10 protein-coding genes and 1 tRNA gene are annotated in these 12,985 nt (G+C 70.1%); 4 read left to right on the top strand and 7 right to left on the bottom strand.

Translation table 11 applies throughout. The features are described from left to right. Positions 1-11 precede the first annotated feature (11 nt). Complete coding sequence (locus ACFYT9_RS04285; protein WP_389160860.1) at positions 12-689, top strand: class E sortase; 678 nt, start codon at positions 12-14, stop codon at positions 687-689. Between the two features lie 123 nt (positions 690-812). Here the strand turns inward: ACFYT9_RS04285 and pknB are convergent, their stop codons facing one another. The 6 genes from pknB to ACFYT9_RS04255 all read right to left on the bottom strand — a co-directional run bounded on the left by pknB (position 813) and on the right by ACFYT9_RS04255 (position 8,964). Then, complete coding sequence (pknB, locus tag ACFYT9_RS04280) at positions 813-2,897, bottom strand: Stk1 family PASTA domain-containing Ser/Thr kinase (protein ID WP_387278262.1); 2,085 nt, start codon at positions 2,895-2,897, stop codon at positions 813-815. 158 nt (positions 2,898-3,055) lie between these two features. Next, a complete protein-coding gene (locus ACFYT9_RS04275) occupies positions 3,056-4,522 on the bottom strand; it encodes a peptidoglycan D,D-transpeptidase FtsI family protein (protein WP_389160858.1) in 1,467 nt (488 codons plus the stop codon). Continuing rightward, the gene (locus ACFYT9_RS04270; RefSeq protein WP_389160857.1) at positions 4,519-5,961 is read right to left on the bottom strand and encodes an FtsW/RodA/SpoVE family cell cycle protein; all 1,443 of its coding nucleotides are present in this window, start codon (positions 5,959-5,961) and stop codon (positions 4,519-4,521) included. The genes ACFYT9_RS04275 and ACFYT9_RS04270 overlap by 4 nt, the downstream gene beginning before the upstream one ends. Before the next feature lie 26 nt (positions 5,962-5,987). Then, a complete protein-coding gene (locus ACFYT9_RS04265) occupies positions 5,988-7,490 on the bottom strand; it encodes a Stp1/IreP family PP2C-type Ser/Thr phosphatase (RefSeq protein WP_387278256.1) in 1,503 nt (500 codons plus the stop codon). 96 nt (positions 7,491-7,586) lie between these two features. Beyond that, a complete protein-coding gene (locus ACFYT9_RS04260; protein ID WP_376602530.1) occupies positions 7,587-8,111 on the bottom strand; it encodes an FHA domain-containing protein in 525 nt (174 codons plus the stop codon). 10 nt (positions 8,112-8,121) lie between these two features. Then, a complete protein-coding gene (locus tag ACFYT9_RS04255; protein WP_376602529.1) occupies positions 8,122-8,964 on the bottom strand; it encodes an FhaA domain-containing protein in 843 nt (280 codons plus the stop codon). A 625-nt stretch (positions 8,965-9,589) separates the two neighbouring features. Here ACFYT9_RS04255 and ACFYT9_RS04250 point away from each other — a divergent pair. The 3 genes from ACFYT9_RS04250 to ACFYT9_RS04240 all read left to right on the top strand — a co-directional run bounded on the left by ACFYT9_RS04250 (position 9,590) and on the right by ACFYT9_RS04240 (position 12,350). Then, positions 9,590-9,676: transfer RNA gene (locus tag ACFYT9_RS04250), tRNA-Leu, on the top strand. A 246-nt stretch (positions 9,677-9,922) separates the two neighbouring features. Beyond that, complete coding sequence (locus tag ACFYT9_RS04245) at positions 9,923-11,629, top strand: sensor histidine kinase (RefSeq protein ID WP_389160855.1); 1,707 nt, start codon at positions 9,923-9,925, stop codon at positions 11,627-11,629. 43 nt (positions 11,630-11,672) lie between these two features. Further along, positions 11,673-12,350, top strand: a complete 678-nt coding sequence (locus ACFYT9_RS04240) for a response regulator (RefSeq protein WP_387278251.1) — start codon at positions 11,673-11,675, stop codon at positions 12,348-12,350. Between the two features lie 30 nt (positions 12,351-12,380). Here ACFYT9_RS04240 and ACFYT9_RS04235 read toward each other — a convergent pair whose 3' ends face one another. Then, entirely contained in the window at positions 12,381-12,968 is a 588-nt protein-coding gene (locus ACFYT9_RS04235; RefSeq protein ID WP_389160853.1) for a MarR family winged helix-turn-helix transcriptional regulator, read from the bottom strand. Positions 12,969-12,985: the final 17 nt, after the last annotated feature.

Below are 12,985 nucleotides of genomic sequence, written 5' to 3'. Positions count from 1 at the left end.
GGGCCGACCCAGTGTCACGTGCGCGCAACCGGATCGCCGGGCTCATCAGCGTTTTCGGCGAACTCCTCATCACAGCCGGCCTCGTGCTCGGACTCTTCGTCGCCTACTCCCTGTGGTGGACGAACGTCCTCGCCGACCGCGCCGCCGACAAGGAAGGCGCGCAGGTCCGCGGCGAGTGGGCCGACACGGGCCCCGGCGCCCTCGACACCAAGGGCGGGCTCGGCTTCCTTCACGTGCCCGCCTTCGGCGGTGACGAGATCCTCGTGAAGCGGGGCACCGAGAGCTCCATCCTCAACAACGGCGTCGCCGGCTACTACACCGACCCCGTGAAGTCGGCCCTCCCGCAGGACAAGGAGGGCAACTTCACGCTCGCCGCCCACCGGGACGGGCACGGCGCCAAGTTCCACAACATCCACAAGTTGAAGGACGGCGACCCGATCGTCTTTGAGTCCAAGGACACCTGGTACGTCTACAAGGTCTACAAGACCCTCCCGGAGACCACGAAGTTCAACGTCGACGTCCTCCAGCAGGTCCCCGAGGAGTCCGGCAAGAGCGAGCCCGGCCGGTACATCACCCTCACGACCTGCACGCCGATGTACACCTCCGACTACCGCTACATCGTCTGGGGCGAACTGGCCCGCACCGAGAAGGTCGACGCCGACCGCACCCCGCCGGCCGAGCTCCGCTGACCGTCCGGAGGAACAGCACAAGGGGAGAGCCCCGGAGCCTTCACAGGCTCCGGGGCTCTCCCCTTGCACGATCCGGGCGACCGCCGGGCGATCGCACCGAGGGCTGGTCGAAACAACCGAGGGCTAGTCGAACCAGCCGCCGATGTTGTTGGCGTCGCCGTTGTTCCCGTTGTTGTCGCCGCCGTTGTTGTCCCCGCCGCCCGGCTGCTGGCCGCCGTTGCCGGCGTTGTCGCCACCGGTAGCGGCGTCAGGGTCCACGGGGGTGAGCAGGGTGACCGTGTCGCCGGCCTTCACCGGCGAACCCGCGGCCGGCACCGACTGGGCGATGCGGGCGTTGTCCTTGTCGAAACCGGCCACGACCACGGTCACGCCCTGGCTCTGGAGGTAGTCCCGGACTTCCTTGAGCGTCTTGCCGACAGCGTCCGCGGGGACGGTGATCTGCGGCGTCGCGGGGCCCTTGGAGACCTTCAGGGTGATCTCGACGTCCAGCGGCTGGTTGCTCGGGCCACCCGGGCTCTGCTCCAGGACCGTGCCCTTGGGCTGGTCGCTGTCGACCTCCTCCTGCTTCACGTTGGTGAACTGGAGGCCGCTCAGCTGCTGGAGCGCCAGGTTGATGTCACGGCCCGTCACCGACGGAAGCTGCGTCAGCTTCTGCTTGGCGACGGTCAGCGTCACCTCGGAGTTCTTCTCGGCCTTGGTGCCGTTCTGCGGGTTCTGCCGCAGGACGGTGCCGGGGTCCTCGTCGGACTCCTCCTCGTCGACCTTGACCTTGAAGCCCTTGCCCTCCAGGGTCTCCTTGGCCCGCTGGAGCGACTGCTCCTGGACGTCCGGAACCTCCACGAGCGGCGCGCCCTCGGAGATCCACACCTGGATGGTGGCGCCGACCTCCATCTTGGCGATGTTGTCGGCGACGGGGTTCTGGCGGCAGATGGCGCCGGTGGGCTGCTCGCAGCGCTCGGTGCCCGCCTCCTGCACCTGCACCTGGGCGTTGGTGACGGACTTCCGCGCCTCGTCCATCTTCTGGCCGACGAGCTGCGGCACCACCGTCTGCTGCGGGGTGTCGCTGGTGTCCATGAGGTACCGGGCGATGAAGATCGCGCCGACCAGCACCAGGACGCCGCAGAGCGCCAGCAGGATCGTCGAGGCGTTCGACTTCTTCGGGGCGCCGCGGCGACGGTCCGGACGGTCGTCGTAACCGTCGTACCCGCCGTAGCCTCCGCCGTCCGGCGGGACCGGCGGCATCATCGAGGTCTGGCCGATCGGGTCGCTCTGGCGCAGCGCGGTGGTCGGCTGGTCGTCCGGCGGGTAGCCGTAGCCGTTGTACGCCTGGGCGCCCGCCATGCCCATCGCGGCGGCGGCCGCGACCGGCTGTCCGTCGAGGCACGCCTCGATGTCCGCGCGCATCTCGTCGGCGGACTGGTAGCGGTAGTCGGGGTCCTTGACCAGCGCCTTGAGGACGATGGCGTCCATCTCCGGCGTGATCTCGGCGTCGAAGTTGCTCGGCGCCTGCGGCTCTTCCCGGACGTGCTGGTAGGCGACGGCCACGGGGGAGTCGCCGATGAACGGGGGCCGGACGGTGAGCAGTTCGTAGAGCAGGCAGCCCGTGGAGTACAGGTCGGAACGGGCGTCGACCTGCTCGCCCTTGGCCTGCTCCGGGGAGAGGTACTGGGCGGTGCCGATGACCGCCGCGGTCTGCGTCATGGTCATGCCCGCGTCGCCCATGGCGCGCGCGATGCCGAAGTCCATGACCTTGACCTGGCCGGTGCGGGTCAGCATCACGTTCGCGGGCTTGATGTCGCGGTGCACGATGCCGGCGCGGTGCGAGTACTCCAGCGCCTGGAGGATGCCGACGGTCATCTCCAGGGTGCGCTCGGGCAGCAGCTTGCGGCCGGAGTGCAGCAGCTCACGGAGGGTCGAGCCGTCCACGTACTCCATCACGATGTACGGGATGGAGACGCCGTCGACGTAGTCCTCGCCGGTGTCGTAGACGGCGACGATCGCGGGATGGTTCAGGGAGGCGGCGGACTGTGCCTCACGGCGGAACCGGGCCTGGAAGGACGGGTCACGGGCCAGGTCGGCCCGCAGCGTCTTCACGGCGACGGTGCGGCCGAGCCGGGTGTCCTGGGCGAGGTACACCTCGGCCATGCCACCGCGGCCGAGCACCGAGCCCAGCTCGTACCGGCCGCCGAGGCGACGCGGCTCTTCCATAGCTAATCCAGCCCTCTCCGTCTGTCCCGACCGCACCCATGGGTGGTCCGGCGGTGTGTGCTGTTCGCGCATACGCTACCGGCCCCGAGAGGCGGTACCGCCCGCGCGGGGCAGCTGATACCTGACCGGTACCTGGCTGGCACCGGCCCTTTGCAAGATCAGCCGCGACTCTTCAGAACCGCCTTCATGACCGCCTTCGCGATCGGTGCGGCGAGGCCGCCACCACTGATGTCCTCACGGCCGACGCCCTCGGCGTCCTCGACGATCACGGCGACGGCGACCGGGGAACCCTGGTCGGTCTTGGCGTACGAGATGAACCAGGCGTAGGGGCGCTTGGCGTTCTTCTCGCCGTGCTGCGCGGTACCCGTCTTGCCGCCGACCTTCACGCCGTCCATGTTCAGGTCGGCCCTGCCGCCGGTGCCCTTGGCGACGACGTTCTCCATCATCGCCTGGAGCTTCTGCGCGTTCTCCGCGGAGACGGGCTGGCTCATCTCCTCGGGCTCGTTCTGCTTGATGACGTCGAGGTTCGGCGCCCGCAGCTGGTCGATCATGTACGGCTTCATCAGCTTGCCGTCGTTGGCGATCGCCGCCGTGACCATCGCCATCTGGAGCGGGGTGGTCGCGGTGTTGAACTGGCCGATGGAGGAGAGCGCGTTGCCGCCGCGGTCGGCGTTCTTGTCGTAGACGGAGGCGGCGGAACGGACCGGGGTGAACTGCTCGGCGTTGAAGCCGAACTTCTCCGCCATCTCGTTCATCTTCTCGACGCCGACATCGTCACCGAGCTTGGCGAAGACGGAGTTGCAGGAGACCCGCAGCGCCTCGTTGAGGCTGGCGTTGGCGCAGCCGCCCGAGTGGTTCTTCATCGGGAGCGTGGAGAGCGGGATCTTCCAGCCCTCGGGGGTGTCCGTCGCCGCGTCGATGTCGGTGACCTTGCCGGCCTCCAGCGCGGCGGCGGCGGTCACGACCTTGAAGACGGATCCGGGGGGGTAGATCTCGCGGATCGCGCGGTTCTGCTTGGGCTTGTTCTTGTTCTCCTCCAGTGCGACCCACGCCTTCTCGTCCTTCTTCGAGTAGCCGGCGAAGGAGGAGGGGTCGTACGAGGGGGTGGACGCGAGCGCCAGGATCTTGCCGGTCGACGGCTCGATCGCGACGACAGCGCCGGTGTTGTCGCCGAGGCCCTCGAAGGCGGCCTTCTGGGCGGCGCCGTTGAGGGTGGTGACGACGTCACCGCCCTTCTTCTGCTCCCCGGTGAACATGGACAGGGTGCGGTCGAAGAAGAGCCGGTCGTCGTTGCCGGTGAGGATGCCGTCCTCGATCTTCTCGATCTGGTTGGCGTCGTACGCCTGCGAGGCGAAGCCGGTGACGGGCGCCCACATGGGGCCGTCCACGTACGTGCGCTTGAACTTGAAGTACTCGTCGCCGGAGTCGACGGAGCCGGTGATCGGCTTGCCGTCGACGATGATGTTCCCGCGCTCGTTGGAGTAGCGCTCGATCTGGACGCGGCGGTTCTTCGGGTGCGCGTTCAGCTCGTCGGCGCGGACGAACTGGAGCCAGTTGTCGCGCAGGAGCAGGGCGAGGACGAGCAGGCCGCAGAAGATCGCGACCCGCCGCAGCGGCTTGTTCACGGACGGACCACCTGGGTCATCTCGGCGTCGGGGTTCGGAGCGGGGGCGGGCGCCGGACGGCGCGCGGTGTCGCTGATCCGGATCAGGATGCCGATCAGGGCCCAGTTGGCGATCACGGACGAACCGCCGTACGCGAGGAACGGCATCGTCATACCGGTGAGCGGGATGAGGCCCATCACGCCGCCTGCCACGACGAAGACCTGGAGCGCGAAGGCGCCGGACAGGCCCATCGCGAGCAGCTTGCCGAACGGGTCGCGGGCGGCGAGGGCGGTGCGGATGCCGCGCTCGATGATCAGACCGTAGATCAGCAGGAAGACCATGACGCCGGCCAGCCCGAGTTCCTCGCCGACCGTGGCGAAGATGAAGTCGGAGTTGGCGGCGAACGCGATCAGGTCGGAGTTGCCCTGCCCCAGGCCGGTGCCGAGGATGCCTCCGGAGCCGAAGGACATCAGCACCTGGGTCATCTGGTCACACGCGTACGCCATGTTGGACCCCTCGGGCGCCGTCTTGAGGCACTCGAAGGGGTCGAGCCAGGCCGCCACGCGGGACTGCACGTGGCTGGCCGTGGAGCTGACGGCCACCGCGCCCGCGACGGCCATCAGGAGACCCATGACGATCCAGCTGGTCCGCTCGGTCGCCACGTAGAGCATGATCACGAACATGCCGAAGAACAGCAGCGAGGTACCGAGGTCGTTCTCGAAGACCAGGATCAGGAGGCTGACCGCCCAGATCGTGAGGATCGGGCCGAGGTCACGGCCGCGGGGCAGGTAGAGCCCCATGAAGCGGCGGCTGGCCAGGGCCAGAGCGTCCCGCTTCACCATCAGGTAGCCGGAGAAGAACACGGCGAGGACGAGCTTGGCGAACTCACCGGGCTGGATCGAGAAGCCGCCCACGCGGATCCAGATCTTGGCGCCGAAGACGTCGGCGCCGAGACCGGGGACGAGCGGAAGCAGCAGCAGTACGAGCGCGGCGACCATGGAGATGTACGTGTAGCGCTGGAGGACCCGGTGGTCCTTGAGGATCAGCAGCACGCCCACGAACATGGCGATGCCGATCGCCGAGTACATCATCTGGTTCGGCGCGGCGGCGCTGAACGCCCCGTACTGGCGCTTCGCCAGGTCGATCAGCCTCGGCGACTGGTCCAAGCGCCAGATCAGCACCAGGCCCATGCCGTTGAGCAGGGTCGCCAGCGGGAGCAGCAGCGGGTCCGCGTACGGCGCCCACTTGCGTACGACGAGGTGGGCGACGGTCGCGAGGAGAGCCAGGCCCAGACCGTACCCGAGCATGCCGGAGGGGACCTCGCCGTCCAGCGCGAGCCCGACGTTGAGGTACGCGAACACCGGGATGACGACGGCGAACGCGAGCAGCGCAAGCTCGGTGTTGCGGCGGCTCGGCGCCTCGATCGCGCCGATGGTGGTCGTGTTGGTGACAACGCTCATGGTGGTGAAAGGCCCCCTACGGGTGCTTACTGCTTGCCGCAGTTCGAGGCCAGCTTCTGTTCCTCCGGAGTGAGGGTGGGACCCGGGGTCGGAGCGGCTGCGGTGGGCTTGGATTCGGGCTTGGCGTCGGGCTTCTCGCCGTCGGCCGGCTTCTCGGCCGCCTCGGCGGCGGCCTTCTCCTTGTCGGCCTTCTCCTTGGCCACGCGGCGCTCCTCGGTCTTCTTGCAGGACGATGCCTGCACCGCGAGCTCGGAGATCTTCGTCTGGGCCTTGGCGAGGCTGCCGCCCGCGATGGTGTCCTCGACCTGCTTCCGCTGGTAGGCGGGGAGGTACTTGAGTTCGATCTCGGGGTGGTCCTTCTCGACCTCCGAGAGCTTCACCCAGGCGAGGTCCTGGCTGATGCCGCGGTACAGCGCCACGTGCTCGGCGTTGGAGCCCACGAAGTACTGGGTCTGGGTCCAGCGCCAGCCGCCGTACGCGCCGCCGGCGAGGACGCCGAGGGCGAGGACGAGGATCACCGTGCGCCCGATCCACCGGCGCCGCTTGCGCGGCTTCACGAAGTCGTCGTCGGTGTACGAGTCGAAGGCGCCGTGCGGCGGCATGCCGCCGTAGCCGTGGTCGTCGCCGCTGCCGGGCGGGCCGAAGCCGCCGGCCGGGGGCTGGTGGTGCGCGGGGCGGCCGAGCCCGGAGGCGCGGCCGGCCGGAGTCTGCATCGCGCCGCCGTCGTTCAGCTGCGTCTGGTTCTCGGCGACCGCGCCGACGACCACGGGGGTGTCGCTGAGGTGGCCGGCGAGGGTGTCGCCGCCGTCGACGTCCAGGACGTCGGCGACGATCACCGTGATGTTGTCGGGGCCGCCGCCGCGCAGCGCGAGCTGGATCAGCTCCTGCACGGTCTCCTGCGGGCCCTGGTAGCTGGCGAGGGTGTCCTCCATGGTCTGGTGGGACACCACGCCGGAGAGGCCGTCGGAGCAGATCAGGTACCGGTCGCCGGCGCGGACCTCACGGATGGAGAGGTCGGGTTCGACGTGGTCGCCGCTGCCGAGCGCGCGCATGAGGAGCGAGCGCTGCGGGTGCGTGGTGGCCTCTTCCTCGGTGATCCGGCCCTCGTCGACGAGCCGCTGGACCCAGGTGTGGTCCTGGGTGATCTGGGTGAGGACGCCATCGCGCAGCAGGTACGCGCGCGAGTCGCCGACGTGCACGAGGCCGAGCCGCTGCCCGGTCCACAGCAGGGCGGTGAGCGTGGTGCCCATGCCCTCCAGCTGCGGGTCCTCCTCGACCATCATCCGGAGCTGGTCGTTGGCGCGCTGCACCGCCGTACCCAGCGAGGTGAGGATGTCGGAGCCCGGGATGTCGTCGTCGAGCGTGACGAGTGTCGAGATCACCTCGGAGGAGGCGACCTCGCCGGCGGCCTGGCCGCCCATGCCGTCGGCGATCGCGAGGAGACGGGGACCGGCGTAGCCGGAGTCCTCGTTCCCCTCGCGGATCATGCCCTTGTGCGAGCCCGCGGCGAATCGCAGGGAGAGACTCATGCCCACCTGCCCTGTCGCCGCTGCATCGGGGTACAGCCGGTCTCGACCCACACTGCCCACCCTCCGGTCGCTCCGGTCAGCTCGCTCATTGTCGTACTACTTCCGCAGCTCGATGACGGTCTTGCCGATGCGGATCGGCGCCCCCAGCGGAATCGGCGTTGCGGTGGTGAGGCGGGTCCGGTCGAGGTACGTGCCGTTCGTGGACCCGAGGTCCTCGACGATCCACTGGCCGTCCCGGTCGGGGTAGATCCGGGCGTGCCGGCTGGACGCGTAGTCGTCGTCCAGCACGATCGTCGAGTCGTGCGCCCGCCCCAGGGTGATTGTCTGGCCCTGGAGGGCGACGGTCGTGCCGGTGAGGGTGCCTTCGGAGACGACCAGCTTGGTCGGCGCACCGCGGCGCGACCGGCCACCACCGGTCTGCTGCGGCTGCTGGGCGCGCTGCTGCGGAGGAGCCGCCTGGCGGCCGCCCTGCTGGGGGCGCGCCTCCTGGCGGCGGGAACCGCGCTGGGTCACCCGCGTACCGAACAGGTCGCTGCGGATGACCTGGACGGCCACGATGACGAACAGCCACAGAACGGCCAGGAAACCCAACCGCATGACCGTCAGGGTCAGCTCTGACATTGCCCCCGCTTCACCCTTCGGCTTGCCGGTAAACGATGGTGGTGCTGCCCACGACGATCCGCGAGCCGTCGCGGAGCGTAGCGCGGGTGGTGTGCTGCCCGTCCACCACGATGCCGTTGGTGGATCCGAGATCCTGGATCGTCGAGGGCGTTCCGGTCCGGATCTCGCAGTGCCGGCGGGACACGCCGGGATCGTCGATCCTCACGTCCGCGTCGGTGCTGCGGCCGAGAACCAGGGTCGGGCGGGAGATCTGGTGGCGGTTGCCGTTGATCTCGATCCAGCGGCGCACCTGGGTACCGCCGGGAGCCGGAGGACGGCCGCCCGCGGCCGGCCGCTGCCCGCCGCCGGGCGGCGGGGCGGACGGCATCGGCGGAGCCCCGGCCGGGGGCCCCTGCGGGTATCCGTAGCCGCCGCCCTGGCCCTGCTGCTGATGGGGCTGGGGCTGCTGGTGACCCGAGTGCGGCTGCGGCTGCGACGTGCTCGACGCGAGCGTACGGCTGCGCACCCGGTAGAGACCGGTGTCGAGGTCGTCGGCCTTCTCCAGGTGGACCTTGATCGGTCCCATGAAGGTGTACCGCTGCTGCTTGGCGTAGTCCCGGACCAGGCCGGCGAGCTCGTCGCCCAGCTGGCCCGAGTAGGGGCTCAGACGCTCGTAGTCGGGCGCGCTGAGCTCCACGATGAAGTCGTTGGGGACGACGGTCCGCTCGCGGTTCCAGATCTGCGCGTTGTTGTCGCACTCGCGCTGGAGCGCGCCGGCGATCTCGACCGGCTGGACCTCGGACTTGAACACCTTGGCGAAGGTGCCGTTGACCAGACCTTCGAGACGCTGCTCGAAACGCTTCAGGACTCCCATGGGGCACCTCCTCCGTCGTTGCCGTCCTGGTACTGCTTACTGATCGTATCCACGCGTCGGGAAATCGGCTGGTTCCCCTTCTCTGCCCTGTGGACGAGTGTCACCTCTCACAGGCCCTCCCCCCAGGGATCGTAGAGGGGGCCTGTGGACAGTGTCCCGCACGCGGCTGTCCGACAGGAGGGGCGGAGTGCCGGAGTGCGCGCGTCGGGCGGCGCGGCCGGCGCCGCAACCTCCCGCTTCTCCCCTGTCTCTCCCATCTCTCCCCTCTCTCCCCTGTGTCCCTTCTCTCCTTCTTCTCCTACTTCTCCGCCGCCTTCTCCCTCGCGGTTCTCCGTTGTGGATTCCGTTGTGGATCAGGGAGGGCGGAGCGGTGGGGAGCTACGGGGATCCGTCTGCCGCCCGGGGCCCCGCGGGGACGACGGGGCGATCCGTACGTCGCTCCGCGATCTTCCGTGCCGCGCTCTCGTCTCCTCCCGCCGCCTGTCGTCCTTCCCCCTCCCTCTCCTCTGTTCTGCCCGCGGGGGGCCGAAACAACGGATGTGAATCCACCGTCCGCGACGTGCTAATCTTCAGATGTCGCCAGGCGCTCCCACCGAAAAGGTGAGAGACCGGGAGACCACCCAATGCGCGGGTGGCGGAATAGGCAGACGCGCTGGATTCAGGTTCCAGTGCCCGAAAGGGCGTGGGGGTTCAACTCCCCCCTCGCGCACCAGACGGAAGCCCCGTAGGTCCCAGACCTACGGGGCTTCCGCGTTGTCCGGCCGAGGATTTATCCGGCCTGTCGTCGCCACCCGGCCCTTCGCCTTTCGTCGTTGCGGGTCGCGACGAAAGAGGGACGCCCGGAGGTCGTGACGCTGCCTAGGGTGCGAGCGTGGAAGCGACGAGTGTGGGAACGACGCCGTGGGCGGGGGCCGGGCGCGGGGCGGGAGCCAAGGCGGCTGCCGCGTGGAGGTGGCTCGTGCCCGCCGGGGAATGGTCGCGGCGGAGGACGGTCGGCGAGGTGGCGCTCACCGTCGTCGTCGCCCTGCTCGCCGCGGGCACCGAGGAACTGCTCGGCGGCGAGGGGTGGCAGCTCGCCGCGGTCGCCGCGGGCTCGGCCCTGCTGTCGCTGCTGCGCCGGAGGTTCCCCGCCTCCGTACTCGTCGTCACCGCCGCGCTGAGCCCCGTCGTCCCCGGTCTCGGCCCGCTGCTGCTCGTCCTCGGCTGGTCCGCCGGCGGTCACATCCTCGGCGTGGGCCGGGCCCTGCACGCGTTCATCGCCGCCTACGTCCTCAACGTCGCCGCCACCCTGATCGTCGCCTGGGACCAGAGCCGGATGCTCACCCTCGCCTTCATGGCGACCCTGTACTACCTGGGCACCACCCTCGCGCCCGGACTCGCCCACCGGTACTGGGCCCAGCGCCGCACCCTCCTGCACGCCCTCCAGGAGCGCAACGTACGGCTGGTGCGCGAGCGGGCGATGATCGGGCGGAACGCCCGGCTGCGAGAGCGCCAGCGCATCGCCCAGGACATGCACGACAGCCTCGGCCACCAACTCGCCCTGATCGCCGTGCACACCGGAGCCCTGGAGGTCGACCGCGAGCTCAACGACCGGCAGCGCGAGGTCGTCGGCGTGCTCAGGAACGCGTCCGTGACCGCCATGCACGAGCTTCGGGAGGTCGTCGGGATACTCAGGGACGGCACCGAGGCCGCGGACCCCGACACCGGACCGGTCGGCGCCGGCGACGAGAGCGGGCGGGCGGCCCGCGGGATCGCCGGCATCGAAGGGCTCGTCGCCTCCGCGCGCGCCGCCGGAACCCACGTCGAACTGCGCAGGATCGGCGACGAGCGGTCCCTGGAGCCGGCCGCAGGGCACGCCGCGTACCGCATGGCGCAGGAAGCGCTCACCAACGCCTACAAGTACGCCCCCGGGGCCGCCATCAGCGTCGAACTGCGCTACGAGCCCGACACCTTCGTCGTCGAGATCTTCAACGAGGAGCCGAGCGCCGGCCCCGCGAAGGGTGTCGTCAGCGGCGGCCAGGGCCTGGCCGGACTGGAGGAGCGGGCCCGGCTCGTCGGCGGCATGTGCCATGCGGGACCGGCCGACGGCGGGGGCTTCCGGGTCGCCGGCATGCTGCCGTACGGCTCCGCGCCGACCGGAGAATCCGCGTCTTTGGTCGATGCGGCCGACGACTTCCGGCAGCAGTCGACGAAGCCCTTCGGACGAGAAGGTCGTTCCGTACCGGTCGGAGAGCCCGACTGGACCTTCACGGAACGGGAGTTGGCGATGGCACTGCACGGGGGAAAGACCCGCGGCACCGGAGGATCGGTCGCGCTCGGCTGCGGCATCGCCTTCGCGGCGCTCGTCGTCCTCCTCGTCGCCGCCGGCTTCGGCATCTTCTACTTCGTCGGATCGGTCACGGACGCGATGGTCGAGCCCACGAAGTACGAGTCGATCGAGGTCGGTATGGCGGAGAAGGACGTCCGGGCCATGCTGCCCGACGGCGACTCCTTCGCGAACCTGGCCACCTCCGGCAAGGGCGCTCCGCCCGAGCCGAAGGGCGCCTCCTGCCTCGCCCTCCTCTCCACGGAGATGAGCGACGACATCGACATCGACCCCGTTTTCCGGTTCTGCTTCAAGGACGGCAAGCTGATCGAGAAGAAGGCGTACGAGGTCAGGCAGTAGCGTCACGGCCGACCCGTACCGAAGGCGTGGGGGAGGCACAGTGATGTCAGGGCAGACGGCACGGCCCGGACGGGCCGTCAAGGTCGTGGTGGCCGACGACGAGCCGCTGATCAGGGCGGGGATCCGGATGATCCTCAACTCCGATCCGGACATCCACGTGGTGGCCGAGGCCGCGAACGGGCGGGAGGCCGTCGAAGCGGCCCGCGCGCACGCCGCCGACGTCGTGCTGCTCGACATCCAGATGCCGGTTCTCGACGGCCTCTCCGCCCTCCCCGAGCTGCGCAGGGCCGCCCCCGGCGCCCGGGTGATCGTCCTGACCACCTTCGGCGAGCGGGAGAACGTCCTGCGGGCGCTGGAGCACGGCAGCGCCGGCTTCCTGCTGAAGGACACCGCCCCCGCCGAACTGATCGGCGCCGTCCGGGCCACCGCCGCCGGCGACGCCTACCTGTCGCCCGCCGCGACCCGGCACGTCGTCGAACGGCTCGCCTCCGGCCGCGAGACCGCCCGCGCCGAGAAGGCCCGCGGACGGGTCGCCGCGCTCGGCGAGAAGGAGCGCGAGGTCCTCGCCCTCCTCGGCGAGGGCCTCTCCAACGCCGACGCGGGCCGCCGCCTGCACATGAGCGAGGCCACCGTGAAGACGTACGTCAGCAGGATCCTCGCCAAACTGCAGTGCGAGAACCGCGTCCAGGCGGCGCTCCTCGCCCGCGACGCGGGGTTGTAGGCGGGGGAGGGGCTGGGGCGCAGGCCGGGGTCAGTGGGGGGTGGGGACCTCGGCGGGGCCGGCGGGGCCGGTGGTGCTGGTGGGGCTCGTGGGGTCGGTGAGGCTGGTGGGGTCCAGGGGGCCTGCGGCGTTGTACCGGAGGAGGTAGTCGGCGAAGCGCGCCAGGTCGTCGTTCGACCAGTCCCTCAGGCGCTCCTGGTAGGCGGCGAGACGGTTGGCCTGGGCGGTGGCGAGCACCGCGAGACCGGCCTCCGTCGGGTGCAGGACATGCACCCGGTGGTCGTCCGGCGCGGGCCTGCGCTCCACCAGGCCCAGCTTCTCCAGCCCCGCCAGCTGGCGGCTGACCGTCGACTTGTCCAGCAGGTAGTGGGCCGCGAGATCCGTGGCGCGGCAGCCGCGCCTGTCCTCGATGTGCGCGAGGAGCGTGTACGAGACGAGCGGGATCTCCGGGTGGACCCGGGCCGCGGAGGCACGCGCACGGCGCGCGAACGCCGTCAGCTCCCGCTGGATGACGTCGACGGACGTCTCGCGGGGCGGTTCGCCGCCGATGGTGGTTTCGACGGCGTGGGTGGCGTCGGCGTGGGTGGCGTCGGAGGCGGTGTTCTCGATGGCGGACATCGGGGGCTCCCTGGGTG

The sequence above is a fragment of the Streptomyces sp. NPDC004435 genome, assembly GCF_042873895.1.
Classification (GTDB): Bacteria; Actinomycetota; Actinomycetes; order Streptomycetales; family Streptomycetaceae; genus Streptomyces.
This window is presented reverse-complemented; position numbering and strand designations above follow the sequence as displayed.

Coding starts and splice junctions, on each gene's coding strand:
- ACFYT9_RS04240 (WP_387278251.1), top strand. CDS start 11,673: ATGTCAGGGCAGACGGCACGGCCCGGACGGGCCGTCAAGGTCGTGGTG.
- ACFYT9_RS04270 (WP_389160857.1), bottom strand. CDS start 5,961: ATGAGCGTTGTCACCAACACGACCACCATCGGCGCGATCGAGGCGCCG.
- ACFYT9_RS04255 (WP_376602529.1), bottom strand. CDS start 8,964: ATGGGAGTCCTGAAGCGTTTCGAGCAGCGTCTCGAAGGTCTGGTCAAC.
- pknB (WP_387278262.1), bottom strand. CDS start 2,897: ATGGAAGAGCCGCGTCGCCTCGGCGGCCGGTACGAGCTGGGCTCGGTG.
- ACFYT9_RS04235 (WP_389160853.1), bottom strand. CDS start 12,968: ATGTCCGCCATCGAGAACACCGCCTCCGACGCCACCCACGCCGACGCC.
- ACFYT9_RS04260 (WP_376602530.1), bottom strand. CDS start 8,111: ATGTCAGAGCTGACCCTGACGGTCATGCGGTTGGGTTTCCTGGCCGTT.
- ACFYT9_RS04265 (WP_387278256.1), bottom strand. CDS start 7,490: ATGAGTCTCTCCCTGCGATTCGCCGCGGGCTCGCACAAGGGCATGATC.